Here is a 26,362-nt window from a genome sequence, read left to right as displayed (position 1 = left end):
CCCTTTTGCTTCTGCAGCTATCTGTCCTTCGCAGCACTGCCCTTTTTGTAAATCACCTCATACACATCTGTGCGCCTGTTTTCCAGGGACGGCAGCTGCTCTCTGATTTTATCGAGATAGTCCAGATCGATCTGGGCATAGGTAATACATTCCTCATCTCTGGCTCTGGCAATAACGGTTCCCCAGGGATCTGCCACCAGACTGTTTCCGTAGGCTGTATAGGCCGGCTTTGTCCCTGTCTGTCCGGCAGCTATGATGTAGCAGCCATTTTCAATGGCACGGGCTCTGAGAAGCGGCTCCCAGTGATCCTTGCCGGTAGGCATGGTAAAGCTGGAAGGGACGAAAATCACCTGAGCCCCTGAAAGAGCCATCAGGCGGTAGAGCTCCGGAAACCTCACGTCATAGCAGACAGACATTCCGAACACGCCCAGCTCTGTCTCTGCCGTGACAATCTCCTCTCCCCCCTGCACCCGATCCGACTCCCTGAACGGAGTTCCGTCCGAAAGGGTGATGTCAAACATATGGAGCTTGCGGTAACCGGCGATAATCTCTCCCTCCGGGTTAATGAGAAAGCTCAGATTTCTGGATCGCTTCTGCCCGGGCACCTGCTCTGTGATGCTGCCCGCATGGATGTAAACTCCGTGCTTTTTCGCCTCCTCACACAGGATCTCTGAAGTATAGCCGGGAACTTCCTCCCTGCCCCCTCCCTCTCCTGTATTCTTTCCAATCAGGTTCATCACCTCAGGAAAGCAGATGAGCTTTGCCCCGTGGGCGGCGGCCTCCTCTATAAAGCGGCGGGCCTTTTTAAGATTTTCTCCCTTGTCATTCTGGGTATCCATCTGGATGAGAGCTGCCTCATATTTTCTGATCTGTTTCATTGCTGTTCTCCTCTTTTTCTGTTCTGCTGTTTTTTCTATCCTTCAACAGGCTTTCAACGGTCTTTCGGAATATCTCGAAGTCAATGGGCTTTGAGATATGAGCGTTCATGCCCGCATTTCTCGTGGCTGCTATGTCCTCTGAAAAGGCATTTGCCGTCACGGCGATGATTGGGATTGTGGAGGCATCCGGCCGCTTCATGGCGCGAATCTGTCTGGCTGCCTCGCAGCCGTTCATCACCGGCATCTGCATATCCATCAGGATAATGTCAAAAAAGCCCTCTCCCATCTCCCTGAAAAGCTCCACGGCTTCTTTTCCATTCCACGCCTGTGTCACATCCAGGTTGTACATTTTCAGGAGCTCTGTGGATATTTCCATGTTGATCTCATTGTCCTCTGCCAGGAGAACCCGGTATCCGGAAAGGTCTGCTGTCTCCAGGATCTGCTCCCTCTTTTTCTCCGGTTCCTTCTCTGCCCCGGGAAGGAACGGCAGTGTTACAGTAATCGTACTTCCCTTCCCAAGCTCACTGTCAATCTCTATAGTGCCGGCCATCTGGAGCACCAGATTATGGACAATGGCCATTCCAAGACCCGTTCCCGCCACATTGGCGGCGCCGAACCGTGTCTCCCTCTCGAAGGGCTCATAAATCTTTTTCAGAAATTCCCGGCTCATGCCTATACCAGTGTCAGAGATAATAAACTGGTATTTTCTGTAACGGCTGTTTACCTCCTTGATTTCATGGACAGACAGGGAGATCGCTCCGTTCTCTCCGGTAAATTTGAATGCATTTGACAGAAGGTTGTTTAACACCTGCTGCGTTCTTCTCCAGTCGCCCCTGACACAGGCGTCCTCTATGTCGAGTGACGCCGAAAAATTTTTGTGCTCCGTTTCCGCCTGGATTTTAAATACCTCAAGCTGCTCCTCCAGGCTTTCCTGCAGGTTAAAGTCGTAGCCGCTGATCTCCAGCTTTCCCTGTTCTATCTTGGAGATCTCCAGAATATCGTTGATGAGCTCCAGAAGCTGGCTGCCGAGAGCCAGAATCTTGTTCATGGAGTCTCTCATGTGCTCTGCATCCTCCTCCCGGCTCAGGGACAGCCTGGCCAGTCCGATAATTCCGTTAAGCGGTGTCCTCATGTCGTGGGACATATTGGAAAAAAACATATTTTTGGATTTGGCCATCTTTTCCACAGACTCCAGAGACTCCCTCAGCAGCTTCATTCTTGAGAGATCCCGCTCTTTCGCCTCATTGACATCCTTAAAGCACAGTACAACCTTATCATTCTGAAGGGATTCATCGTAAAGCATCTGCACATGTACCCAGCGGTATTCATGGTTAAATTTGCGCCTGATGTCTCCGCCGAAGTCGCGGACTCTCTTCTGGACAAGCTCTCTCATGTTTTCTATGGCAAAGGACTCTGTAAAATCCTTGTAGGAATCCTCATCCACTATCATTGATACCACCCGAAGCAGATCGCTGTACCTGCCGGTCTGTTCCAGCTCTTTTCTCACGAAGTCGGAGCCCTTCAGCATAGAATACTCGTCTGTTTTTAAGTCGATCAGGTAGAGGGCATAATAGGAATTTCCCAGTACCCTCACAATATCATCATAAAGGCGCTCCTTTCTGGCTTTCAGCTGGTCACGTATGAGGAAGGCTGCCACCACTCCCACAAACACGATAAGCATGAACGCAAACATTCTCTGGATGTTTACAGTCCCCTTTAAAAGCTCCTCATAGGGAATCGTTATAACGGAATACATGCCATTGTCCAGCTGGTAGTAATAAACGCCCCTTTTCAGGCCGTCAACTCCCACTGTGTAGGATCGGTAGTCGTCATGAACTCCATTTTTTATTTCGCCGAACAGCCCGTCAAACCAGCACTGCGCATCCTCAGGGGAGCCATTCTGAATGATGGAGTAAACGAGAGTGCCCTTAGAATCGCAGAGAAAATAATTGCACCTCTCAGGCATATTTTCAATCTTCTGACTGGCATTCATCTGCCCTGGATATATGTCCAGGGCCACCACATCCTCTGTTCCCTCTATCTGCTTCGCCATGGTTACCACTGTACTCTGGAGGCGGACGTCTGTGTACGCATCTGTGTAAATCACATCCCCGTCTGCCTCTATCGCCTTCTGATACCACTCCGTCTGTTCTGATTCAAAGGAGGCGCCCCCCTCCCAGTATGTAGCAGCCACGATTTTTCCGTCGATAGAGGCGTAGGCCTCCACATTCTGGATTCCTGTGGCATCACAGAGATATTCCAGATATTCGCGAAGCCAGGAGGGGATATCCTCCGGCCGGTTGCCTGGGCGAAGGCCGATCTCCAGTGTATTCAACACCGCCTCGTTTTCTTTGTTGTAATTCATCTCATTCGCTGCAAACCTCCTGGCAATCTCTACGCCTGAAAGCTGTGCGCTGCTCAGAATAGCCTTGTTCATTCCAATGATACAGATGAATATCCCAATAACGAAAATAGCTAATATGACAATCAGATAGGTTGGCGTTGCCCTGCGCCTTTTCATATCAATGCTCCCTCCTGTCCTGACTGCGCAGTCCGCAGTCATATCCCGTGGATGTGCAGGCAGTCAGACTCTGCACATCCGTGCGGGCTTTTTAGTTTACAGAAAATCCGCAGAAATTTAATGAAAGCTGAAAAAGGCCGCTGCATCATCCTGTGACTGGATATATTGAACGCATCTCGAAAAGCCTGCCCCAGGCCTCCAATCTGACTCTCAGCCCTGAAGCACATCAATATACCGGAGTCTGACTGATGCAGCAGCCCCTCTGCCCAATCCGGGCCGTTTTCTCCTGGCTTTCATTATAATTCCTTTTTTCAGGAATGACAAGAACCTATCTGCTTTTACACTTGTTTTATCCCATTTTGTCCAGAGCCTGTGGGGCTGCCCATCTCATCTGAATTCTTTCCCTTCCAGCATATCCAAAAATCGCTGGTCAGTTGATTTTTTTCTCCAGAACTGCGATGGCCTGGTACAGCAGGGCTGACATAAAACACAGGATTACAATGCTCATGACGACCATATCCATTTTGAATACCTGGCTGCCGTAGATAATCAGATAGCCAAGTCCCCGGTCGGCCGCCAGGAACTCACCGATGATGACTCCCACCAGACACAGTCCCACATTCACCTTCATGTTGCTGATAATCAGAGGCAGGGAGCCCGGAAGAAGAACCTTTCTCAGCACATCCTTCTTGGTTCCGCCCAGGGAGTAAATTAGCTTAATCTGTTCCGGATCCATGGTGGAAAAACCATTGTGCAGGGTCAGAATGGAGCCGAATACGGCTACGGAAACGGCGGCTACTATAATCGTATTCATATTGTTTCCCAGCCACACAATGAGAATCGGGGCCAGCGCCGACTTCGGAAGGCTGTTGAGCATCACAAGGTACGGCTCCAGCAGATCGGAAACCGTACGGCTGGCCCACAGAAGCATGGCCCCGGAGAGCCCTAAAAGCACCACCAGGACAAAGCTGACAAGGGTTTCAAACAGTGTCACTCCCATATGGACAAATATGCTCCCGTCCGCCGTCATGGAAACGAAGCAGGACAGCATCCGCGACGGGGAGCTGAAAATAAAATCATTTAGAAGCCCGGTATCGGCGCTGATTTCCCAGAGTGCCAGAAGAAGAAAAAGGAGCAGGAAGCGCCCTGCCGCTATCCTTCTCCTGTATCGCTTCTGTTCTGCCACAAAGACCTGCTGGGCCAGGGTTTCATATTTTTCATACCTGCTCATGGGACTCCTCCCTGTTCTCAAGAATATTCCATACCTGTTTAAAGTACCCGGAAAATTCGGGAGCATTGCGCCGGCTTAAGGGGCCCAGCCCCGGCTTGGAAAATTTCACAGGGAGAATGGCCTTAATCCTTCCCGGACGTTTTGAGAGAATGATAATCCGGTCCGCCACGCTGACTGCCTCCGACAAATCGTGTGTGATTAACACAGCCGTCTTTTTCGTTTCCCTGATAATAGAGCTGATGTCATCGCAGACAGCCAGCCTTGTCTGATAATCAAGAGCAGAAAACGGTTCATCCAGCAGCAGAATCTCCGGCTCAAGAGCCAGTGTCCTTATTAACGCCGCCCTCTGGCGCATCCCGCCCGACAGCTCTGACGGCCTGGCATCCTTAAACTGCAGAAGGCCGTAATCCCCGAGCAGCTTCAGAACCAGAGCCCTGTGCTCTTCATCCAGGTTCTTCTGTATCTCCAGCCCCAGGGAAGCGTTGGAAAATATGCTTCTCCACTCAAACAGATGATCCCTTTGGAGCATGTATCCCAGCTTGGGGCTGGTTCTCTCCACCGGCTCTCCATCGATCCGCACCGCCCCCTGATCCGGCTTAATCAGGCCGCAGATAATAGACAGAAGTGTGGATTTTCCGCAGCCTGACGGCCCTACTACAGCGATAAACTCCCCTTCCTCAACCTGAAAGGATATATCTGAAAGGGCCTGCGTCTCCCCATCCATAGAGTGATAGGAATAGCTGAGCCCTGTGACTTCCAGCTTGGAAATCATTCATATTCCTCCCAATGCATTATAATTGTTGATTTATTATATGGAAAAAATTTTTGAGAGGTGAAAAGGCACGGCAGCCGTTATGCCTGCTGCCGTGGAATAAAGAATAAAGAGAGAACTGATGAGGGAGGGATGGTTTCTACCTGGCGAGGGCGTTGGGATAAATACGCTCCATCCGCTCATCGTCAAAGTGTTCATCCAGCAGCTTTTCTATCACATTGTCCGCCTGCATTCCCTCCGAGCGCCTGTCATAGCGAATCAGAGCCATGGACGACACGACGATATTGGACGCCATAAATACAACAAGCACCCAGGTCAGGATATATCCCCAGAGGACAGGTATTTTTTCAATCCACCCGGAAAAGAACGGATACAGCCCCTTGATCCAGATTACGGCGGCTATTCCCCAGAAAAAGCAGTAGAGCAGGTTGATTCTTCCGCCCAGGTTAAAGGGAATCTCACTGTAATCCCAGAAAACAGTTCCAAATACAAGCTCTGTAAAGACACTGCACACATATTCATAGGCCCCGCCCAGTACCGTGCCGATGAAAAAGAGGTGACGGTCCGGCTTTTCCCGATCCTTATAGAGCAGGGCGGTTGCCGTCGCTATGGCCAGTCCCCAGACAATGCTGAAGGGCCCCCAGACCAGACTGCTGCGGCTCATCCAGACGCCTGCGGTCAGGCGGCAGAATACAGTCTCCACCAAATCTCCCAGGACAGCGCCGATGAGAAACAGCCAGAACAGCTTATAAAATCCGCAGCCCTCCGCAAAGACTTTTCGTTTTGTTATCTGCTCCGCTGCCTCAAAAATCAGAGGATAGGCCTTTTCCATTCGCCTTTCTACGCCTGCCTCTATAGCCTTACCCAGGCGTCTTGTCAGAACGGCTGTCCTGTATTGAAACTTTCTGACCGGCGTACTTTCCCCGGCAGTCTTAAGAACCCTCAGGCTTCTTTGCCTGACATAGCGCACTGTCGCAAGAGATGCCGCTGTATCACAGAACACAACTGCTGCTGCCGCAAAGGTGACTGTCTTTGCCGCAAATCCCGGCAGGGCATGATACAGCCAGATAAAAAAGTCGTCTCCCCACCGGACAGCCACAAAGCCGAGGATTCCCCAGAGTACGGAATAGGAAAGGCAGATATACCCGTCGAAATTCCAGCGTTTTTCCGAATAATCCCACCATTTTTTCCGGTTCAGCCGCTCAAGTGTTTTTCCGGTTATCCATTCCACCGCCGTCGCCACCGCGGCGCAGCCTAAAAACAGGAACACCGGGTTTCCTCTGAGCTCCTGAAGGGCGGCTGCCATGAGCACAGCCGCTGTTCCATATACGCCGCAGAAGGGGCCTGTGGTAAATCCTCTGTTGGTAAACCGTTTTTTCTTAATAGTACCCGCAGCTGTCTCCAGAACCCATCCTAAAAATGAGTAGACTAAAAACAGCCACAAAAATTCCATCCCTGTGTACTTCAAATCACTTCCTCCTCCCGCTTTATCGGATCTCTGACGGCTGATACTGTTGAAAAGCCCTGTGAAAGCGGCTGGTATAATTCAGCTATTTTACCACACAAATACCAGGGATTCCAGCATAGTTTTCAGCGAAAGCCGTTAAAGCAGGATCGGATGGGCCTCAGGAACATATTGACTCCCCCAGGGTGGCTATAGTACATTATTATACAGATTATACAGGGAATGGAGAAGAACCGGCTCCTTTGCACAGGATGTCAGTTCCTGTGTTCCACTGCCAACTATCGGAAACGGAGAGTCAAAAATCATATGATCACTGTCAGCATTATCAGCCCGAAGGTATCTCTTCAGGCCATCAACCGTGTCATTGAGCAGAATGATTTCGGCTGTATTTTTCACAAATACGTTTACCACACCCTGGAGGAAATCCAGGATATCTATTATAAATGCAAGGATCACTGCGATATCATCTTCTGCAGCGGCGAGTTTGGCTATTACCAGCTTATGAATATCCCCAATATTGAAAAGCCCTGCGCCTTTGTCTCCTACGAAACAAAGCATTTCCTGGCGATTGCCCTGGATTTTGTGCAGACTCATCCGGATATTCCTCTCAACCGGATCTACTGCGATTTTCTGATCCCCAGCAATAACTATCTGGATCTCCACCGCTATCTTCGCCCTGAGCTGATGCCCTATTGCTGTACAGATCCGGTTCTCAGTTATGAAACGCTGTTCCGCACGGCGAAGAAGCTGTGGGATGAGGGAAAAATTGACATTGCTTTTGTGCGCTCAACCAACAGTCTGAAGCGCTATGAGGACGCACACATCCCTTACCTGTACATTTTTCCCGATGACAATACCATAGCCGATTCTATCAGAAGCGCAGTGTCTATGGCAAAACTCCAGCTGAACTCTGCTGTGCAGAAGGCCAGCATTCTCATACGGCTTGTCTATCCCGACAGCCTTGCAGGAACGGAGCAGGAATACCAGAAAGTTTCTCTTCTGAAAGCTCTGGTGGACTTTCGGAAGGAACAGGGAGCCAACTTTTCTATTCAGATCTTTGTGGCCTATTTCCAGATTACCTGGGAGCTTGAGGACGACAGACAGCTTCCTGCACTTTTGCGCTCCCTGATTCTTTATCTGGACAGCCGCGTTGAAACCTCCTTCCGCCTGGGCGCAGGTCTTTCTGCCTCTCTTTCCAAAAGCCTGGAACAGGCAGAGCAGGCCCTGAACGAGTCCATCCGCTACGGAAAAAATGACGGCTTTCTGATCAATGAGCAGCTTCGCCTGATGGGGCCTCTGTCCGTTCAGGATCCCCTCCATGTCTCCTATGACAATGAGAAAATCCTAAAATTTTCCAAGGCCAACGGGATCAACGAGGGAAATCTGCAGAAGATTATCGGTCTTTTTCTAAAAAATCCCGGACAGTCCCTCACCTCCTCCCTCCTCTCCGAGTGGCTGAATATCACGCCGAGAAGCTGCAACCGCATTATCCAGAAGCTCTGTCTTGCCGGGCTTCTGACCCAGATGCACACAGAGGGAACCATGGAAAAAGGCCGTCCCGTTAAAACCTACTGTTTTAACGAGAAGGCCTGTCTTACAACCTTTTTCTGATAACAGAAATTACTGTCTCTCCCACATCCCAAGGACAAGCCCTGCCAGCAGGGCGGCTCCTCTCCAGAGCACGCCCTCGTCGGGGCTGTAATGGCTGCTGTGCAGAGGCCAGACAGTCTCACCCGGCGGCGTTGTCCCGATCCAGGCAAAGGCGCCTGGTTTTTTATCCAGATAAAAGGAAAAATCTTCAGCGGTCATAGCCGGCTCCACCGATACAGCCGTTCCGGTTCCCAGAATTCTGTCGGCCGACTCCTTCATATAGTCTGCCATTTTCCCGTCGTTCATCACTGCCATATAGCCTCTCTCATAGTTGAGCTCTCCCGTGCAGCCTGAAACAGTGCAGATTCCGGCCAGCACCTCAGACAGTCTGCGCTCCGCCAGATCCCGGACAGACGGATCAAACGTGCGGCAGGTACCTTCCAGCACGCACTCGCCCGCTATGATATTATAGCGGGTTCCCGCATTCATCCTGCCGACGGTTATGACGATCGACTTCATCGGATCGGCATTTCTGCTGACAATCGTCTGGACCGCCGCCACAAACTGGGCCCCCGCCACCAGGGCGTCAATCCCCTCGTTGGGTCTTGCGGCATGGCTTGGCTTTCCCTTGATGGTGACTGTGAAATGATCGGAGGCAGCCATCAGAGGCCCCGCCTTCACTCCCACTTTCCCTAGCGGGAGATCCGGCCAGACATGCATTCCGAATACGGCGTCAACTCCATCCAGCGCTCCCTCCTCAATCATTTTCCTCGAACCGCCCTGAGGAGACAGCTCTTCTGAAGGCTGAAATATCATTCTCACCCTTCCTCTCAGCTCGTCTTTCCTCTGAGCCAGAAGACGGGCTGCTCCCAGAGCCATAGTAATATGATTATCATGGCCGCAGGCATGCATGACCCCCCTGTTTTCCGAGCAGAAGGGAAGTCCTGTCTCCTCCTCTATCTGCAGGGCATCCATATCCGCCCTGAGAGCTGTGGTGGGACCGGGCAGAGCTCCGGAAAGCTCGGCAATTACACCGTTTCCTCCCACGCCCTCACGGATCTCAAATCCGCCGATATCCAAAAGCTCCCTCACAACTCTGGCGGCTGTCTCTTTCTCGTTTCCTGACGTTTCCGGATGTCTGTGGAACTCTCTTCGAAGCTGCCTTAAATGCTCCTCTATGGCCTTTGCCGATTCAGCAACTGTCATCTTCAATCGCCTCCTGTATCTGTCTATTTTCTGTCCTTCCTGTCCGCTGTCAGGCCGGCGTTTTCCCTTTTTCCGTTTGCATTGGGAAATATCTCTGCCGGAATGGGACACTCATATGGTTTTCCCTCCGTGGTCTCCTCAAATTCCTTCCTGGCCTGCTTCACAAGTTCCGGCTCCTCAAACAGGCGGCGGCAGGCTTCACAGAGCACCTTCGCCGCGTAAAGCATTCCCTTCACTGCTGTCTTTTCTTTTCCCTGGGCTGTCATCTGCCAGGAGTGAGCCGGCGTTCCAGGCACGAAACAGGCTCCCACAAACTGAGCCGTAGGCGCCGCATGACTGCAGTCTCCCACATCGGAAGAGCCCGGCAGAAACAGCTCCTGATGACGGTGCTCCACCACAAAGTCGGCCATGGGAAGCTCCCGGTAGCGGGAAGCCAGCTTCCTCTTTTCCGCTCCCTGGGCCATCATCAGGGACATATCGCTGTCTATGTCTGCGTCAGTGATAGTTTCCTTTATTTTTTCTGCATATTCCAGTTCCTTCTCCGTGTAGGACGGAAGCGGAACTGTTTTCATACAATCGTAGAGAAGCTGTTCCAGAACGCTGTTGGAAAGAATATTGGAGCAGGCCTTGTCAAAAACCACCTCCACCTTCGTCTCCGTCATCAGGGCAGCTCCTCTGGCTATATTTTTTACTCTCTCGTACAGCTTTTTTACCTTTTCTGTGTCAGTGGAGCGGATCAGGTAGAGAACCTCTGCATGGTTCTGCACCACATTGGGAGAACTGCCCCCGGTGTCCGTAATTGCATAGTGGATCCGGTCACAGGGCTCCATGTGCTCCCGCATATAGTTTACGCCCACATCCATCAGTTCCACTGCGTCCAGAGCGCTTCTGCCCAGGTGAGGCGCTCCCGCCGCATGGGCGGAAACGCCGTGAAACCGGAAATAAGCCTGGCAGTTTGCCTGCAGAGAGCCAGTCAGGACAGCATTTCCCCCGGCAGGATGCCAGGTAAGGGCTGCATCCAGGCCATCGAACACGCCTGCCCTGGCCAGATAAGCTTTTCCTGACCCGCCTTCCTCTGCCGGACATCCGATCAGAACAATGGTTCCCTCCCTGCCGGTTTCAAGCAGATAGTCCCTTGCCATCAACGCGGCTCCGGCTGCAGCCGTTCCCAGAAGACAATGGCCGCAGCCATGACCGTTTTCCGTTTCCTCTCTGGGGACCGGCTTTGTCTGGCCTGCCTTCTGGCTGAGGCCGGACAGGGCGTCATACTCAGCCAGAAGGCCAATCACCGGACGCCCTTTTCCGGCCGTGGCTCTGAATGCCGTTTCCATCCCTGCCAGCCCGCTCTCCACAGAGAAGCCATGCTCCTCCATCACATGTTTGAGAGCCTCCGCCGACTGGTGCTCCTCAAATTTCAGCTCCGCGTAATCCCATATCCTGGCATTCAGCTTCTCAAGAAGCTCCTCGTAATTCTGCATTTTTCTCACCTCAATCACTGCTCTTCCTGAGATTTTCATCCATTTTCATTCAGAAAGGATGAAAATTCCCCGTCAGAGCCAGTGCAGCCGAACGTCTCTCTTTGCTTCAGCCATCCTAATTTCCTTTAAACTCACTTCCGAAGGAAATACGGCTGCTCACTACTGCAAACAGCGTAGCCAAGAGACCAAGGCCCACAGCAACCAAAGCCGTCACGCCTGCTCCGGAGCTCATCGGAAGGATGATGAAGAAATTCAGCATGGCAAAATAGATAATACTCGTGATTGTGTAGGACAGCGAGTAGTTGGCGAGAGCCGGGCTTTCCAGATCCGGATCACAGATTCTCAGAAGCAGAACTCCTGTCAGGAATACGCCTGTGCTCATACCGTAGGTTCCAATCATCTGCTCAAACCAGAAGCCCTTTAAAAGCCGTTTGCTGAGGATAAAGAGAACGCCTGTGGTAACCACATAGCCCAGTGCCACCATCACAAGAATCGGTACGATATATGCTGCTACTGCCTTAATCGGAAGACTTGCGATTGCTGCAATTACGGCAAACTCTGTAAAGGAACTGGAAATCTTACTCTTAACCTTCTCGTCCACCAGATAATCCAGTTTCAGCTTATTCATAATTCCCCAGATGACGAACATTACGATCATTCCGTAAGCCCACACGGAAATACTCTTAAGCACAGGAATCTGAAGACTCTCAGCTGCCATTAAAAGCAGGTAAGCCAGGCCGCAGGCAACGAAAATCAGTGCTGCATGGAAAGCAAGGGTATCGATGGAGGAAGACATGGTAGTCTCACGGCCTACAGAATTCTGTTTTTTGATGTCCTTCTCAAAACCGATACGCAGAGGCTCAGGGATATCTGCGGGTTTTTTTAACATCGCTGTCTGTCCATGTCTGGCTGCCCAGTTAATCATCATGATTCCAATCAGGATGCCTCCCACGATTCCAAAGGTGGCTGTGGTGGTTGCCACTCCCTGGGAGGTCTCCCAGTAGGGCAGATTCAAAGCAGAAAGCATGTTCCCCAGAGTTCCTGCCGTACCGTGGCCTCCTACAAATCCAATAGCCAGCTCGATTCCGAATACATCATAGAGATCCTCTCCTGAGAACAGCACATGTGTCCCATAGCCGACTGCAAACTGGAACATAGATGCAGCTAAGCCGATTCCAATCAGAGGAAATACATTTTTCAGCACATCCGGCTCCACTCCGTCCTTCTTTCCGCCTCCAATGGTCAGTCCCAGCGGCACAGCTGCCACAACCGGAACGATCAGAATGCCGGGCAGCAGTGAATATGTATCGAACCAGGACGCCGGAACCGGAAGGACATTTGCACACTGAGGTCCTAAGATCAGAAGCAGAAATCCTCCGATTACAGAGGCTGGAATAAAGGTTTTCTGGAAAATTTTTAATTTTGCTCTCAGAAAAACTCCTATCAGCAGAAACGCGCCCAGAAGTCCCAGGCTTTGCAGCAGATCAGTAAGCATTGCACTTGTCATAGCTTTCTCTCCTTTTTTTGATAGTTGGACGTCCATTTTTGGACATAAATTTTTTATGTCCTATTTATAAAAAATTTATAACACTTATAAATTTTATTGTCAAGATGTATTGAGATTTTTACAAATATTTTTATTTATTATGCAAAAATACCACTCGTTTTTCCTAACCATTGTATGCAAAAAAGAGAGCATTCAAACCACATTTCTGAAAATGCGTCTGAATGCTCTCTGCTGAAACTTCTTATTTATCTTTGACAGAATCCACTATCTAATCTGGTCTCTCAGCTGTTTTACTCTGTCCATAAATTCCTTTGTTCGCTCATAGCTCACTGGATTCTTCCAGTTATTGTCTTCCTTGAACCAGCTTCCAATAATTGCTCCGTCTGCGGCACTTAAAAGTTCACATACATTCTGGCTGCTCAGTCCGCTGCCAATGAGAATAGGAAGTTTTACAGCCCTCTTGCACCGCTCAAGATTCTCCACTGTAGGCGGTGTTCCGGTATCAAACCCAGTGACAATCACTGCATCTCCATCCTGAGCCTCCACATCCATAGCCTGCTCTTCCACACTTCTGTCATGAATAATAAAGTGGCTTCCGTGCTTCACATTTACATCACACAGGGCTAAGATATGTTCCGCCCCCAGATTTTTTCTCATTCTCGCAACGCGGCCTCCCATGGCATTGATAAAGCCGGACTGGGAGATAAACGAATTGCACCACTCAAACACGCGGATCCACTCTGCACCTGCAGCAACGGCACAGGCCATGGCACAGTCTGCGCCATTCATATGACATTCTGCGCCTACTGGTATACTGACCTTCTCTCTCACCGCGTGGATTCCAACCGCCAGCGCGGCTGCTGTCTCGTAGCCAATCTCATCCGGCCTCATATATGGAATGTCCCACATATTTTCCACCTGAACGCCATCGACTCCAGCTGCCTCCAGTTTTTTGGCTTCTTCAACTGCGATCTGAATAATTCGATCCATTCCCATTGAAACCGGATCGTATCCCGGCGAGCCGGGAAGAGGGCGCAGATGCACCATTCCTATAATTGGCTTTTCCTTTTGAAATAAATCAAACAGTTTATTTTTCATCTCTTATTTCTCCATAAGCTCCTGAGGAGTCGTCGTAAAATAATTATAGCTTCTCTCCACATCAAGCCCAATCAGTTCATTCATCTTCTGCTGAATCCGAATGTAAAGCCTGAGCTCTTCATCAGTAAAGTCAAATAATTCCTGAGAATTATGTTCATAAGACAGGCGGTCAAAGTTTTCATGATGATCATAAATCACCATTCCCTCTTCCGTAAGATGCAGCTTATATTCCCTGTTGTTCTCCTTGTTCCGCTCCTGGCGAACCCAGTTTTTCCCTACCAGTTTTTTTACCATCTGAGAGCAGGCGCTTTTTGTCTTTTTCAGAAGCTTTGATGCCTCGGTTACCGTAATTCCCTCATTTTGCCCGATACACTGAATTAAATGCGCTTCTGACTGATACAGAACTACATTTCCATAGTCATGAGGAAGGCTGTCATACTCATTCATGAGCTCGTTTGTTTCCTTTAACTCCTTCATCATTTCACAGTAAATTGAATATCTGTTTCTGTCCATTCTGTATCCCATCCTTTTCCCTTTTCTGCAATTTGCTATTATTCTTCCTCTCGGAGTCCGAGGGAGCTTTGCATTCTTTGCAAACAGCAGCTCGGCAGACTCCGCTGGTATTTATTATAATACATCCTTCATAAAAGGGATAGACTTCTGAGCTCCTTTCTTTTGAACACAGAGGGAGGCTGCACGGTTGGCGTAGGCTATGGCTTCCGGAAACGGTTCTCCCAGGGACAGACGGGCGGCCAGACTTCCCATAAAGGTATCTCCTGCCGCTGTTGTGTCCACTGAAGGCACCTCGATGCCTTTCACATGGCACAGTTTGCCCTCTGACTCATAAACAGCGCCCTGCTTTCCCAGGGAAATAATCGGTGTTTTGATTCCCCTCTCCTTCAAAATTGTCACTGCCCTGTATGCATCCTCAATGTTTTCTACATGGATTCCAGTAAGTATTTCCGTCTCTACCTCATTCGGCTTTAAAATATCAATGCGCCCGGCTATCTTATCGGTGAGCTTAGAGTAATCCTTAGACGAGGGGTCTACCATCAGCAGACATCCCTTCTTTTTAGCCAGCTCTGTAACTGTATCCAGGACCTCCTCCCCATGTTCCAGGGTTGTCATCACAATATCTCCCTCCTGAAACAATGGCTCATAACTTCTGATATCCTCCGGCGTATTTCTGGCGTTCGCCCCCAGAGAGCAAAGGCATCTGTTGCTGCCTTTTTGGTCCACCCAGACAAAGGCTACCCCTGTCCTGGCCTGGGGGTCTGTAAGGAGGCGGCCTGTCTCTATCTGGTCTGCCCTGAAGCTGTCTGTTAGAATATGGGCATACTCATCGTCGGCAATCCGTCCCAGAACCGTTACGCTTCCGCCGGCTCTGGCGGCAGCCACTGCCTGATTTCCTCCCTTTCCCCCAGGATTTACCTGATAATCCTCATAGGTGTAAACAGTCTCTCCGGCCTTCGGTATCTCATCACAGCGGATGGAAATATCCATAATAAGAGAGCCGAACACTAAAATCTGCTTCTTTCCTTTCAGTTTTTTCACCTCTCTCTGAAAAACTTCAAACCTGACTGATTCCAAAATTTTATAAGTACCTGCACAGCTTAATCCAGGTAGCTTAAAAACTGCGTGATTCTGTCATTTTTCATATTTACCAGCTCATCATAGCTTCCTTTTGCGAGAATGGTTCCCTTTTCTACAAAAACCACTTCATCGCTGACCTCTCTGGCAAAAGACATGTTGTGTGTTACAACGAGAATTGTATAATTTTCTTTCGACAGATCCTTGATCAAATTCAGAATACCCGCCCCCAGTTCTGGATCGAGAGCGCTTGTGGGTTCGTCAAAGAGAAGGATCTCCGGCTTCATGGCCAGTGCCCTGGCGATGGCGATTCGCTGCTGCTGCCCGCCTGAAAGCTGATTGGGAAGGCTGTCCCATTTATCCTCGAGACCTACCTTTTTTAATAGCTCCATTGCCTCCAGTCTGGCTTCCTTTTTATTCTTTTTCAACACCGTTACCGGACCTTCCATAATATTTTCAATGGCATTCATGTGCGGAAACAGGTTAAAGCTTTGGAAAACCATTCCCGTACGTTTTGTAAAGGCTGACTTCGTGCTGTGTGCCAGGCGTCCCGGAAAGCGAAGCGTATTCCCGTCAAGGCTTATCTCCCCCTCATCCGGCGTTTCCAAAAGATTGATGCAGCGCAGCAGCGTAGATTTTCCCGAGCCGGAAGAGCCTATAATCGCCGTTGTCCTGTTTGACTCGATTTTCAGATTAATATCCTTTAACACATGGTTGCTGCCAAAATATTTATGCAGATGTCTGATTTCCAGCATAGTGCTCCTCCTATCCCTGTGAGTCTGTAATTTCCTTAATCTTCTTTTTTTCGTGGGGAGTCAGCATCAGCCTGTCTTCCACCTTCTTCTGAAGATAATTCAGAACTGTACAGAAAATCAGATAAATAAAGCCTACTTCAATATACATAAGGAGAGGCTCATAATTCCGTGCTGTTATTCTCTGAGTAGTCAGAAACATTTCCGGGATCGTGATATTCGCCGCAAGGGAGGTATCCTTCACCAGGGCAATAAAGCTGTTAAACAACGGGGGAACAGATATTTTTACTGCCTGGGGAAGGATCACGCGGATAAGCTGCTGCGGATAGCTCATTCCTAAAGACATGGCTGCCTCCCACTGTCCCTTGGGAATTGAGAGGATCGCCGCCCTGAAAATCTCTGAGCTGTATGCACCGATACTCAGCGTGAATACTAAAATTCCTGACGGCATGGGGTCAATGACAATCCCTACTTTAGGCAATCCAAAGAATACAAGAAAGAGCTGGACAAGCAGCGGGGTTCCTCTGATAATCCACACATACAGCTCACATATCCTGTCGAGTATTGGCACCCTCGATATCCTGATAATAGCCACCAGCACCGCAAGCAGGGTTCCGAGGGCGAATGCAATCAATGTCAGAGGTATGGTATAGGTAATTCCCGCTTTCAGTATCGGCCAGAAAGATTCTGTCAATATTTCAATCGTACGCGCATCCATTTCATTCACCCTCCTGACTCCTTACTGTGTAAGCTCTTCCAAAGTCATCTCCCTGGAAAAGTCCTTTCCGAGATATTTTTCTGAAAGCTCTGTCAAAGTTCCATCCTCTCTGAGTTCTGCAATGGCCTGATTTACCGCCTCTAACAGATCCTCATTTCCCTTTGGAATCGGAATGGCAACTGTATCCGGAGTTTCCTGTACCGCTACGATTTTAATCGGAGTGTCCGGCTTCTGTGTCAGGAAATCATTAAATGCAATAGTGTTATTAATCACGCAGTCTGTTCTTCCGGCCAAGAGCAGCTCAATATCCTTGCTGAAGGTATCAGATGCTGTAATATCCATTCCATACTGCTCTGCAATTCCTGCGTAGTTACTGGAAACATTTAAGGATGTCTTCTTTCCCTCTGCACTCTCCCAATCTGTAATCTCTTCATTGTCATCCAGAGTAATCAGGGCAATGTAGCTGTAGAGATACGGATCACTGAAATCATATTTCTCCTCTCTCTCCGGCGTCACTCCAACCTGGTTTAAAACAAGATCTACAGTTCCTGTATCAAGGGAAGTTAAAAGTCCTTCCCAGGTAATCTCAGAAAATTCCGTCTTTACCCCCAGCTTATCTCCGATCATTTTTCCTACCTCCACGTCATAGCCGCAGAGCTCATTGTTCTCATCGTGATAGGTAAAAGGTTTGTAGGTTCCCTCTGTTCCAATCTTCAGAACGCCGGATGACAGGATGTTCTCATATCTTGTGGCCTCCAAATCGGATTTTGCATCAGCTGAGCCGGCTGTTTCGCCTTCTGCACCAGCTCCTGCCTGACTGGACGCTGCAGCCTGTGTCTCTGCCTCCTTTTCCTGTCCGCTGCAGCCTGTAGCCACTGCTGCCAAAGCAAATGCTGCTGCCAGTGCCAATGTTCTCTTTTTCATGTTTCTTCCTCCTTTATATGTTGTTTTTCATTGGTTTTTAACTTGAGCCTCTTATTGGCCTGTTTCCATTTTCATCATTCTGTCCGCATCTATGCTTTTATTCGGGAAATGCTGTTTTCATCCTCTCTAATGTCTCACGGATCACCTGCCTCGGGGCTGCCACGTTCATTCTCACAAACCCTTCCCCATCAGCCACGAACTGATCTCCTCCTTCTATTATCAGTCCATTTTTTAAAAACCGGTCCACTATTTCCTCCTGTGAAAGCCCATATTCCCTCATATCAATCCAGGCCAGATAAGTCGCCTCAGGAGCTGAAAAGTGAATCCTCGGCATATGGAGCTGAAAATAATTTTCCATCATCTCAAAAGTCCCGTCTATATATCGATTGAGGCTTTCCTCCCACTGTCCGGCTCTGGTATATGCTGAAATCGTCGCCTCTACAGAGATGGGGTTTGGCATATAGTGGTATCTCTGTTCCCACTCTTTCCTCAATTCGCTGTCAGAGATAATAATATTCGCCAGATGGTTTCCCGCCAGGTTAAAGGTCTTGCTGGGAGACGTGCAGACAATCACTCTTTTCTCCGAAGGAAACAGGGAGGTCAGGGGCAGATGCTTTTTTCCGCTTCTGACCAGATCGCCATGAATTTCATCGCTGATCACCGCAACCTTATAAGCGCGGCAGATCTCCATTACCCGTCTGAGCTCCTCCTCTGTCCACACACGCCCTGTCGGATTGTGGGGACTGCACAGTATAAATACCCGGTTGTCTTTATCCGCTGCTTTTTTCTCCAAATCCTCAAAGTCTATCTCATATCTCCCGTTTTTGAAAACGAGCGGCGAGAAAACAGGCTTCATTTTCAGGGAGCAGACGGAATTATAAAACGGTCTGTATGCCGGAGTCTGAATAATCACTCCGTCCCCCGGCTTTCCCAGAAGGCTAAGTCCGTGGAGAATCGCGGGCACCACCCCGGAATCTATCACAATCTCACTCTTGTCGAACTCCCAGCTGTGTTTTTTCCTCATCCAGCTGCAGACAGCTTCATAATAGGAATCGTCATAGATATCCGTATAGCCGAAAATTCCACTCTCCACTCTGCGCTTCATAGCTTCTACAATCTCTGGAGCTGTTTTAAAATCCATGTCGGCGATCCAGAGGGGTATGCTTTTTTCCGGTGCCTCCGGTGCAAATTTTGCCGCGCCGTCATATTTTTCGCTGTTTGTATGTAATCTGTCTACAGACTGATCAAAATCATAGGTCATTTTACCGAACTTCCTTCCCCGCTTTTTATTAAGCAGCTGTACTGTTAATTAATTTAATTATTTACGTGCTTTATTTTAACACATTGAACAAATATCGTCAATATATAGACAATATTTTTGAATAGTTTTTATAAATATTACCTATATGGCTATATATAAAATCTATTCTTGTCCTATCTTTTCTCTATTTCCGTTCTGCCGCAAATTTAACAGCTTATCCTCTTTTTAGGCTGAATCCTGCAAAAAGAGAATCTCTACAGCGGGATGCTTTAGCGGCAAAGTCTTCAGCCCAACCGCCCGCTTCCGTCCGGCAGGGATTTTTGTTTCATAAAATACAGCAGATTTTTCTGTGAAACAAAAGAACTCCCATGGGGAAAACCCATGAGAGTTCTTTTGTTTCACTGTACATAGTACATATATGAGATCATTCAGTTGAAATCCTTTTTCTCATGAACACCTATCTTTTCCGGCCCTTAGCCTTCGATGGCAATCCTGTGGCTCTCCGGAATCTGTCTGTCCATCTCTGCCTTCGGGAAGTCGAGGGTGAGGACGCCGTTTTCAAATCTGGCCTTGATATCCTCCTGCTTCAGATTCTCGCCCACATAGAAGCTGCGGCTCATGCTGCCTGAATATCTCTCCTGCCTGATCAGACGGCCTTCTTTGTCCTTCTCATCCTTGTCAAGTCCCTTGGCGGCGCTGATGGTTATATATCCATCCTTCAGCTCCAGATGGATTTCATCCTTCTTAAAGCCCGGCAGGTCTACGGCCACCTCGTAGGCGTCATCCTTTTCCCTTACATCGGTCTTCATCATGTTCTTCGCATGCTTTCCGTACAGAGGATTCTTTCTTCCAAAGAAACTGTCGTCAAAACCGAATCCGAAATCATCCATAAAGTCATCCATTAAATTTTCTCCGAAAATACTTGGTACATATAACATAAGTCATGCCTCCTTCAAATATTTATGCTATGTAACCGTTCAGGATGCTGTTCTGAAAGCTACCTGAGGGATTCCTTCTGATGGGAGCCGTCTTTTCAGAAGCTTTTCACTTCTTTCCGTCTCTCTTCATCCCTCTTTCTCTTTACGCCCTTATTATAGCACTATTATTAGCACTGTCAATAGGTGAGTGCTAATTTTTTGTGAAAATTCTGTGTCTTTTTTTGTGAAATCCCTGTAATATTGAAATATTATCTGTCTTAACCAGCTATAGCCGCGCTATTTTTGCCCATACCCCCCCTTCCCTAAGGGAATTTTAATTGTAAACTATTTTTATTATATAGTTGACAATTATTCTTTTTCCAGATATACTACTTTTACATTTCACCACAGCAAAGGAGAAGACTATGTTCCAGAATGATATTCAAATGTCCCGAAGGCAGGGCTCCAGAGCCCTGAGGCTTACCCTGTGCGCCCTGTTCACAGCGCTGATCTCTGCAGGAGCTTTTATCAGGATACCTGTGCCGGTTGTCCCTTTTACTCTCCAGCTTTTATTCACCATGCTTGCAGGCCTGCTTCTGGGCGGAAGAGACGGGGCCTTCTGTGTGGGGACCTATATCCTTTTAGGCCTTATGGGGCTGCCTATTTTCGCTGAGGGAGGAGGAATCTGGTATCTTGGGAAGCCCAGCTTCGGCTATCTGATTGGCTTCTTCCTCGCCAGCTATGTGACCGGAAAACTGGCCTGGAGCCGGAAAAGCCCTTCCCTGCGTTTCATCCTCTTATGCAACTTGGCAGGCCTTTTTATCGTCTACGGAATCGGCATGCTGTATTACTATCTCATTTCCAACTATGTCATACAGACGCCCATTGGCCTTTGGCCTCTGTTCCTCTACTGTTTCATCCTGGCCGTCCCTGGAGATATTTGCCTGTGCATTCTGGCCGCAGTCCTCTATTTCCGCCTGAGGCCGCTGATTTTGTCAACTTTTAGAATGTGAGGTAAAAACTATGAATTCTGCTGAAAACAAAAATACCCAGAGCATCTCATCCCCCTGCGGCAGTTCTTTCCTGAGCTCTGCCAAAAGGCGGGTGCTTGGCGGAGAGCTCCTCTCCCGGGAGGATGCAGTTTTGCTGGCAGACGAGCCCCTGGAAAAGCTGTGCCAGGCCGCCGATGAAATACGCTCCCATTTCTGCGGAAATGACTTTGACCTGTGCTCCATTGTAAACGGAAAGTGCGGGCGCTGCTCGGAGGACTGCAGATACTGCGCCCAGAGCGTCCACTACCATACCTCCTGCAGGGAGGAATACCCTCTCCTCTCATCAGAAGAGCTGGTAAAGCAGGCCCGGTTCAATGCCGCCCGCGGAGTCTTACGATATTCTATCGTAACCTCCGGGAAGCGGCTCTCTGATGCTGAGATCGACAAGGTCTGCGGGAGCATACGCCAGATCAGGCGGCAGACTAATATCCGTGTGTGTGTTTCCTTCGGGCTTTTAGATGAGGCCCAGTTTACAAAGCTTCGCCTGGCAGGCGTTTCCCGCGTTCACTGCAATCTGGAGTCTTCTGAGCGCTTTTTCCCCTCTGTCTGCACCACCCACACCTGGCAGGAAAAAATAGAGACACTGAAGGCGGCCAGGCGGGCCGGTCTTGAAATATGCTCCGGGGGAATCATGGGGTTAGGAGAGACCATGGAGGATCGGATCGACATGGTTCTCTCGGTCCGAAGCCTCGGCGTAAAATCTGTTCCGGTCAATCTGTTAAATCCGATTCCGGGAACTCCTTTTGCCCGCAATCCTGTTCTCACAAACGACGAGCTGAGGCGCACCGTCGCCGTCTTTCGCTTTCTCATCCCGGACGGCTCCATCCGCCTGGCCGGCGGGCGGGGGCTTCTCGCCGACAAGGGAGAGGCATGCTTCCAGAGCGGTGCCAATGCCGCCATCAGCGGGGATATGCTCACCACCTCCGGATATTCCTTTGAGACAGACAGAGAACTGATCCGCCGTCTTGGCTATGAGGTGAGAGATGAAAGGCAGATTTAACACAGAAACAGCAGAAAACCAAAATACAGAAAGCCAAAACAATACAGCAGGTATCCTTTCCGCCCGTTCCCTCTTTGTCACCGGAACGGGAACGGATGTGGGAAAAACCTATGTAACAGCCCTGATTGTAAAAAAGCTCCGGCAGCTTGGCAGACATGCAGCCTATTTTAAAGCCGCAGTCAGCGGAAACGAAAGAAAAGACGGCCTTCTGATTCCGGGGGACGCGGCATTCGTAAAGGAGTTTTCCGGCATCAGCCAGCCTCTTGAGACCATGTGCCCCTACGTCTATGAGCAGCCCTTTTCTCCCCACCTGGCTGCCCGCCTTGAGGGAAATCCTCTGGTTCTCCCGACCGTAAAAGAACAGTTTTCCTCCCTCCTTTCCTCCTTTGACTGCGTCACCGTGGAAGGAGCCGGAGGGATCCTCTGCCCCCTTCGCTTTGACAGCCAGAAAATATTTCTGGAGGATCTGATTAAGGCTCTGAACCTGCCCTGCATCCTTGTGGCCGACGCAGGCCTTGGAACCATCAACGCGGCGGGGCTGACTGCTTTCTATCTGAAGCAGCGAAAAATTCCTGCAAAGGGCATCATCCTGAACCGGTTTCACCCGGGAGATGTGATGGAGGAGGATAACCGAAGGATGTGCGAATCTGTCACGGGGCTTCCCGTCCTGGCCTGTGTAAAGCCCGGCGATACGGAGCTTTCCATAGAACCGGAGGTACTGCTTGGCCTGTACGAGTAACCCTTGGCAGGGTCAGCCTGCCGCTGTCCGCTCTGTCACCCACCATGCCATCGATTTATAATCTTTTATACTTTCCAGATAAGGAGGAAAAATTTATGATCTGGTATCCATACCAGCAGATGAAAACCATGAAGCCGCCCTATTCCATCGTTGATGCAGAAGGCGTCTATCTCTATACGGAGGATACCCGCTTAATTGACTCGGTATCTTCCTGGTGGAGCGTAATACATGGCTACAAGCATCCGGTTCTCACGAAAGTCCTTAAATCTCAGGCCGACCGTTTTTCTCATGTGATGCTGGGAGGTCTGACCCATGAACCGGCAGAACGGCTTGCCGCCAAACTCCGCCAGTGGCTTCCCGGAGATCTGAACTACTGTTTCTTTTCCGACTCCGGCAGTGTGGGAGTGGAGGTAGCGCTGAAAATGGCCTTTCAGTATTATGTAAATAAAGGAGATAAGGGGAGAACGAAGGTTCTCTCCCTGACTCACTCCTACCACGGAGATACCTTCAAGGCCATGGAAGTCGGTGACGATGAGGATTACCACTTCGCATTTAAAAAGAAAGAAAACGTCATCCATATCCCCACCAGAATCCAGGACCTGGAGAATGCCTTTCTCCGCTTCCACAGGGAACTTTACTGCTTCATCGTGGAGCCGCTTCTGCAGGGTGCAGGCGGAATGAGAATGTACGATATCTCCTTCCTGGAAAAGGCCAGAGAGCTCTGTGATACGTATGGGGTGCTCCTCATTTTTGACGAGGTGGCCACCGGATTTGGACGGACCGGGCATCGGTTTGTATCTGATCTGGTCTGCCCGGACATCCTGGTTCTGGGAAAAGCTCTCACCGGAGGCTATATCGGCCATGCCGTCACCGTAGCCGGCACAAAAGTATACCAGGGCTTTTACGGGGATGATCCGGCTCTTGCGCTGATGCACGGGCCCACCTTTATGGGGAATGCCCTCGCCTGCCGCGCGGCTTTGGCCTCCATAGAACTGTTTGAATCAGGAAACTATATGGAGAAAATTGCCCATATTGAGGAAGTATCCAGAAGAGAGCTCAAAGACTTATCCTCCCCTCTGATTCGCGAAATCCGGATCATGGGGGGCTGTACCTGTGTGGAGACCGTCTCTCCGGACGTCCTTGACGGCTTTCAGGAATTCGCGTATCAGCACGGAGTATTCAGCCGGCCATTCCTCAGCTATATGTATACAATGGTGCCTTATATAATAGAAGATTCCCAGCTGATACAGATTTTTGACACAATGAAGGAGTGGTTTTCCAGGTTTCATTAATAAACAGGCGAAAAACCTTTGCTTTCCCCTGTTTTCTCCATTGATAAACCCTTCATTTTCCGCTATAATCATGTCGTATTATGTCAAATCAGAGTAAAACGACGGTAAAATGGAGGAATTGAAGTGTTTTCATTTATTTATCTGTTTTGTCCGCCCGCCCTTGCTCTTCTCATCTATGAACGGATGGAGTTCAAGCGGGCGGCTTTTGTCTGCGAAAACAGAAGGCGTGAGGGAAGCCCGGAGTGGCTGGTAAACCTTCTGCTCAAGTATCTTGCCTTTACAGGGGTGGTAAACGCCGCGGCCATGGCCGTGGGCTCCATCTTTATCCCCATTAACCGGATGGCTTCCGGCGGACATTTCGGCGACAATATTCTGTCTGTCCGCTATCTGATAACGGCCTGCATAACCGCCATCGTCCTGGCTGTGGCCGCCAAGGTTGTGTCCTTTAATTTAAGCATCAGCGTAGAACAGAAGAAGAGGGTGGATAAAGATGAGAGTGAGAGCTAAAAAACTGAGTCTGTCCTTCCTGTGCTTTTTCACCCTCCTTTGCTACTTTTCCGCCTGGTGGGCGGTGAGAACCTATGGCAGCATCAGCATGGAGGAGATTGTTTTCCACCTGAATGTCCCCCTGGACGGAGTCAACACAGAGTACATATTCAGCTATCTGAAAACTGCTCTGCTGCCGGCTCTGGTGGTTTTTGTCATCGCTGCTGCCGTATTCGGAAGATGCTGCCTGTATCTGCGCCGCAAAAAAACCTACACCTGCCTGGACATCCGCTTCGGACAGAAACGGTGGCTTCTGGAGCTGACTGACCGGGCCTTTTCCAGGGCCATGGCTCTGCTTCTCGTGTTCGGCCTCGTATTCATGGCTGCCGGCACAGACAGTATGCTGAACATCGGAGATTATCTCTACAACCAGTTTCACAAGAGCTCCTTTATCGAGGAGCAGTATGTAAAACCGGAATCCTCCCTGCTGTCCTTCCCTGAAAAGAAGCGAAATCTCGTCTACATTTATCTGGAATCCATGGAGAAGACCTTTGAGGACAGAGAAAACGGCGGAAACATGGAAGAAAATGCCATACCGGAGCTGACAGAACTGGCAAAGCAGAATGTGACCTTTCAGCTCGGTCCGGACGGCAGCCAGGGCATCCTTCCCCTGACCTCCACCTGGACCATCGCCGCCATGGTTGCCCAGACCTCGGGACTTCCCCTGAAGATTCCCGTGGAGAAAAATTCCATGAGCAAATATGGCTCCTTTCTTCCCGGGGCAGTCACCCTGGGGGAGGTGCTGGAAGATGCTGGCTACCGGAACATGCTGATGGTGGGCTCCTACGCCAGCTTTGCCGGAAGAGATCAGTATTTTAAGGATCACGGCGGCTATGAAATCTGGGATTTCGGCACTGCCAAGCGGCTTGACAGGGTTCCCGACGACTATGATATCGGCTGGTGGGGAGTGGAGGATGAAAAGCTCTTTGAATATGCAAAGGAGGAGCTCTCCGAGCTTGCCGCCGGTTCACAGCCCTTTAACTTTACCATGCTGACGGTGGATACCCACAATCCCAACGGCTACGTATGCCGCCTCTGCGATGACGAGTTTGAAGACCAGTACAGCAACGTCCTCCACTGTTCCAGCCGCCAGACCGTACAGTTTGTCCAGTGGATCATGGAGCAGCCCTGGTATGAAAACACCACCGTTGTCATTTCCGGCGACCACGCCACCATGGTTTCCGGCTACGCCCCCGACGACGACTCCTACGACAGAGGCGTGTACTACTGCTTTATCAATCCGGCCGCCGTTCCCGCTGACAGGACTCACACAGCCTGCACCATGGATCTCTTTCCAACGACGCTGGCTGCCATGGGTGTGGAAATCGAGGGCGACCGACTGGGACTGGGCACAAACCTGTTTTCTGAGCGCGACACCATCGTAGATGAGTTCGGGCAGAAGGAGGTCATCTCCCAGCTCAATATGAAGTCTGAATTTTATGACGATGTGCTGCTTTATGGACAGGACGGGGAATCATAAATAAGAGACAGGGACCGCTGACAGCCCGCAAAAATCGCTGCCTGAAGAAGCAGGAATCGCTTCCGCGGGCGGCGATTTTTCCTTTTTACGAAGATTATTTTGGGCAGAGTGCGGTTACCTTTTCGTTCTGCAGCGGCTCTTCGGGCACTTTGCCTGGCGCTGCGGCTGACATGGATGCAGCCTCTGCTTTTCCCTGTTTTCTGCACGCCTGCCAAACCTGCCGCCTTGGCTGAACGATATTTATTTGCATTTTTTCTGAATAATTAAAGTTTTCTGTCGTATTGGCAGTTCCTATTGACTTTTACTCTTTTTCCATCCAAAATAGTAAAAAAAAGAACAGGAGAT

At 49.7% G+C, this 26,362-nt stretch carries 23 protein-coding genes; 7 read left to right on the top strand and 16 right to left on the bottom strand.

Features of this window, described 5'->3' with window-relative positions; genetic code table 11:
* Positions 1 to 17 precede the first annotated feature (17 nt).
* From DW757_RS01580 to DW757_RS01560, 5 genes are all read right to left on the bottom strand, one after another.
* A complete protein-coding gene (locus DW757_RS01580) occupies positions 18 to 878 on the bottom strand; it encodes a carbon-nitrogen hydrolase family protein (protein ID WP_008397334.1) in 861 nt (286 codons plus the stop codon).
* Entirely contained in the window at positions 856 to 3,399 is a 2,544-nt protein-coding gene (locus tag DW757_RS01575; RefSeq protein WP_182433225.1) for an ATP-binding protein, read from the bottom strand. The genes DW757_RS01580 and DW757_RS01575 overlap by 23 nt, the downstream gene beginning before the upstream one ends.
* 430 nt (positions 3,400 to 3,829) lie before the next feature.
* Complete coding sequence (locus tag DW757_RS01570; protein ID WP_008397331.1) at positions 3,830 to 4,630, bottom strand: ABC transporter permease; 801 nt, start codon at positions 4,628 to 4,630, stop codon at positions 3,830 to 3,832.
* Positions 4,617 to 5,402: an ABC transporter ATP-binding protein gene (locus DW757_RS01565; RefSeq protein ID WP_008397330.1), complete on the bottom strand. Its 786-nt coding sequence runs from the start codon at positions 5,400 to 5,402 to the stop codon at positions 4,617 to 4,619. The genes DW757_RS01570 and DW757_RS01565 overlap by 14 nt, the downstream gene beginning before the upstream one ends.
* A gap of 139 nt (positions 5,403 to 5,541) precedes the next feature.
* Positions 5,542 to 6,855, bottom strand: a complete 1,314-nt coding sequence (locus tag DW757_RS01560) for a putative ABC transporter permease (RefSeq protein ID WP_118750818.1) — start codon at positions 6,853 to 6,855, stop codon at positions 5,542 to 5,544.
* A gap of 318 nt (positions 6,856 to 7,173) precedes the next feature.
* On the opposite strand from DW757_RS01560, the gene DW757_RS01555 reads away from it, so the two are divergent.
* A complete protein-coding gene (locus tag DW757_RS01555; protein ID WP_118750782.1) occupies positions 7,174 to 8,478 on the top strand; it encodes a winged helix-turn-helix domain-containing protein in 1,305 nt (434 codons plus the stop codon).
* A gap of 9 nt (positions 8,479 to 8,487) precedes the next feature.
* Here DW757_RS01555 and DW757_RS01550 read toward each other — a convergent pair whose 3' ends face one another.
* From DW757_RS01550 to DW757_RS01500, 11 genes are all read right to left on the bottom strand, one after another.
* On the bottom strand, positions 8,488 to 9,663 hold the full coding sequence (locus tag DW757_RS01550) for a M20 family metallopeptidase (RefSeq protein ID WP_118750781.1): 1,176 nt from the start codon (positions 9,661 to 9,663) through the stop codon (positions 8,488 to 8,490).
* Positions 9,664 to 9,686: 23 nt separating this feature from the next.
* Positions 9,687 to 11,159 carry an amidohydrolase gene (locus tag DW757_RS01545; protein WP_243033271.1) on the bottom strand — a complete coding sequence of 491 codons (1,473 nt, stop codon included), beginning with the start codon at positions 11,157 to 11,159 and terminating at the stop codon, positions 9,687 to 9,689.
* 97 nt (positions 11,160 to 11,256) lie between these two features.
* On the bottom strand, positions 11,257 to 12,648 hold the full coding sequence (locus DW757_RS01540; protein ID WP_118750780.1) for a sodium/glutamate symporter: 1,392 nt from the start codon (positions 12,646 to 12,648) through the stop codon (positions 11,257 to 11,259).
* A gap of 264 nt (positions 12,649 to 12,912) precedes the next feature.
* Complete coding sequence (locus tag DW757_RS01535) at positions 12,913 to 13,746, bottom strand: BtpA/SgcQ family protein (protein ID WP_118750779.1); 834 nt, start codon at positions 13,744 to 13,746, stop codon at positions 12,913 to 12,915.
* 3 nt (positions 13,747 to 13,749) lie between these two features.
* Positions 13,750 to 14,259 (bottom strand): MarR family transcriptional regulator, encoded by a 510-nt coding sequence (locus DW757_RS01530; protein WP_015544580.1) that lies wholly within the window; start codon positions 14,257 to 14,259, stop codon positions 13,750 to 13,752.
* A gap of 114 nt (positions 14,260 to 14,373) precedes the next feature.
* Positions 14,374 to 15,300 carry a ribokinase gene (locus DW757_RS01525; RefSeq protein ID WP_243033269.1) on the bottom strand — a complete coding sequence of 309 codons (927 nt, stop codon included), beginning with the start codon at positions 15,298 to 15,300 and terminating at the stop codon, positions 14,374 to 14,376.
* 59 nt (positions 15,301 to 15,359) lie between these two features.
* The gene (locus tag DW757_RS01520) at positions 15,360 to 16,091 is read right to left on the bottom strand and encodes an amino acid ABC transporter ATP-binding protein (RefSeq protein WP_015544579.1); all 732 of its coding nucleotides are present in this window, start codon (positions 16,089 to 16,091) and stop codon (positions 15,360 to 15,362) included.
* Between the two features lie 10 nt (positions 16,092 to 16,101).
* Positions 16,102 to 16,806, bottom strand: a complete 705-nt coding sequence (locus DW757_RS01515; RefSeq protein WP_015544578.1) for an amino acid ABC transporter permease — start codon at positions 16,804 to 16,806, stop codon at positions 16,102 to 16,104.
* Positions 16,807 to 16,827: 21 nt separating this feature from the next.
* Positions 16,828 to 17,730: a transporter substrate-binding domain-containing protein gene (locus DW757_RS01510; protein ID WP_015544577.1), complete on the bottom strand. Its 903-nt coding sequence runs from the start codon at positions 17,728 to 17,730 to the stop codon at positions 16,828 to 16,830.
* A 97-nt stretch (positions 17,731 to 17,827) separates the two neighbouring features.
* The gene (locus DW757_RS01505; RefSeq protein WP_118750778.1) at positions 17,828 to 18,991 is read right to left on the bottom strand and encodes a MalY/PatB family protein; all 1,164 of its coding nucleotides are present in this window, start codon (positions 18,989 to 18,991) and stop codon (positions 17,828 to 17,830) included.
* A 473-nt stretch (positions 18,992 to 19,464) separates the two neighbouring features.
* Positions 19,465 to 19,929 carry an Hsp20/alpha crystallin family protein gene (locus DW757_RS01500; protein WP_118750777.1) on the bottom strand — a complete coding sequence of 155 codons (465 nt, stop codon included), beginning with the start codon at positions 19,927 to 19,929 and terminating at the stop codon, positions 19,465 to 19,467.
* Positions 19,930 to 20,333: 404 nt separating this feature from the next.
* Between DW757_RS01500 and DW757_RS01495 the strand changes: the two genes are divergently transcribed.
* The 6 genes from DW757_RS01495 (at position 20,334) to DW757_RS01470 (ending at position 26,017) form a co-directional block, all read left to right on the top strand.
* Positions 20,334 to 20,921: a biotin transporter BioY gene (locus DW757_RS01495; RefSeq protein ID WP_118750776.1), complete on the top strand. Its 588-nt coding sequence runs from the start codon at positions 20,334 to 20,336 to the stop codon at positions 20,919 to 20,921.
* 10 nt (positions 20,922 to 20,931) lie between these two features.
* Complete coding sequence (bioB, locus tag DW757_RS01490) at positions 20,932 to 21,960, top strand: biotin synthase BioB (RefSeq protein ID WP_118750775.1); 1,029 nt, start codon at positions 20,932 to 20,934, stop codon at positions 21,958 to 21,960.
* Positions 21,944 to 22,699 (top strand): dethiobiotin synthase, encoded by a 756-nt coding sequence (gene bioD, locus DW757_RS01485; protein WP_118750774.1) that lies wholly within the window; start codon positions 21,944 to 21,946, stop codon positions 22,697 to 22,699. Before bioB ends, bioD begins: the two co-directional genes overlap by 17 nt.
* A gap of 95 nt (positions 22,700 to 22,794) precedes the next feature.
* Positions 22,795 to 23,991, top strand: a complete 1,197-nt coding sequence (bioA, locus tag DW757_RS01480) for an adenosylmethionine--8-amino-7-oxononanoate transaminase (protein WP_118750773.1) — start codon at positions 22,795 to 22,797, stop codon at positions 23,989 to 23,991.
* 123 nt (positions 23,992 to 24,114) lie between these two features.
* Positions 24,115 to 24,498, top strand: coding sequence for a hypothetical protein (locus tag DW757_RS01475; protein WP_118750772.1), 384 nt, complete (start codon positions 24,115 to 24,117; stop codon positions 24,496 to 24,498).
* On the top strand, positions 24,482 to 26,017 hold the full coding sequence (locus DW757_RS01470; protein ID WP_118750771.1) for an LTA synthase family protein: 1,536 nt from the start codon (positions 24,482 to 24,484) through the stop codon (positions 26,015 to 26,017). Before DW757_RS01475 ends, DW757_RS01470 begins: the two co-directional genes overlap by 17 nt.
* Positions 26,018 to 26,362: the final 345 nt, after the last annotated feature.

Source organism: Clostridium sp. AM29-11AC (assembly GCF_003480545.1).
GTDB classification, from domain to species: Bacteria; Bacillota; Clostridia; order Lachnospirales; family Lachnospiraceae; genus Otoolea; species Otoolea saccharolyticum_A.
This window is presented reverse-complemented; position numbering and strand designations above follow the sequence as displayed.

Coding starts and splice junctions, on each gene's coding strand:
- DW757_RS01580 (WP_008397334.1), bottom strand. CDS start 878: ATGAAACAGATCAGAAAATATGAGGCAGCTCTCATCCAGATGGATACC.
- DW757_RS01575 (WP_182433225.1), bottom strand. CDS start 3,399: ATGAAAAGGCGCAGGGCAACGCCAACCTATCTGATTGTCATATTAGCT.
- DW757_RS01570 (WP_008397331.1), bottom strand. CDS start 4,630: ATGAGCAGGTATGAAAAATATGAAACCCTGGCCCAGCAGGTCTTTGTG.
- DW757_RS01565 (WP_008397330.1), bottom strand. CDS start 5,402: ATGATTTCCAAGCTGGAAGTCACAGGGCTCAGCTATTCCTATCACTCT.
- DW757_RS01560 (WP_118750818.1), bottom strand. CDS start 6,855: ATGGAATTTTTGTGGCTGTTTTTAGTCTACTCATTTTTAGGATGGGTT.
- DW757_RS01555 (WP_118750782.1), top strand. CDS start 7,174: ATGATCACTGTCAGCATTATCAGCCCGAAGGTATCTCTTCAGGCCATC.
- DW757_RS01550 (WP_118750781.1), bottom strand. CDS start 9,663: ATGACAGTTGCTGAATCGGCAAAGGCCATAGAGGAGCATTTAAGGCAG.
- DW757_RS01540 (WP_118750780.1), bottom strand. CDS start 12,648: ATGACAAGTGCAATGCTTACTGATCTGCTGCAAAGCCTGGGACTTCTG.
- DW757_RS01535 (WP_118750779.1), bottom strand. CDS start 13,746: ATGAAAAATAAACTGTTTGATTTATTTCAAAAGGAAAAGCCAATTATA.
- DW757_RS01530 (WP_015544580.1), bottom strand. CDS start 14,259: ATGGACAGAAACAGATATTCAATTTACTGTGAAATGATGAAGGAGTTA.
- DW757_RS01520 (WP_015544579.1), bottom strand. CDS start 16,091: ATGCTGGAAATCAGACATCTGCATAAATATTTTGGCAGCAACCATGTG.
- DW757_RS01515 (WP_015544578.1), bottom strand. CDS start 16,806: ATGGATGCGCGTACGATTGAAATATTGACAGAATCTTTCTGGCCGATA.
- DW757_RS01510 (WP_015544577.1), bottom strand. CDS start 17,730: ATGAAAAAGAGAACATTGGCACTGGCAGCAGCATTTGCTTTGGCAGCA.
- DW757_RS01505 (WP_118750778.1), bottom strand. CDS start 18,991: ATGACCTATGATTTTGATCAGTCTGTAGACAGATTACATACAAACAGC.
- DW757_RS01500 (WP_118750777.1), bottom strand. CDS start 19,929: ATGTTATATGTACCAAGTATTTTCGGAGAAAATTTAATGGATGACTTT.
- DW757_RS01495 (WP_118750776.1), top strand. CDS start 20,334: ATGTTCCAGAATGATATTCAAATGTCCCGAAGGCAGGGCTCCAGAGCC.
- bioB (WP_118750775.1), top strand. CDS start 20,932: ATGAATTCTGCTGAAAACAAAAATACCCAGAGCATCTCATCCCCCTGC.
- bioD (WP_118750774.1), top strand. CDS start 21,944: ATGAAAGGCAGATTTAACACAGAAACAGCAGAAAACCAAAATACAGAA.
- bioA (WP_118750773.1), top strand. CDS start 22,795: ATGATCTGGTATCCATACCAGCAGATGAAAACCATGAAGCCGCCCTAT.
- DW757_RS01470 (WP_118750771.1), top strand. CDS start 24,482: ATGAGAGTGAGAGCTAAAAAACTGAGTCTGTCCTTCCTGTGCTTTTTC.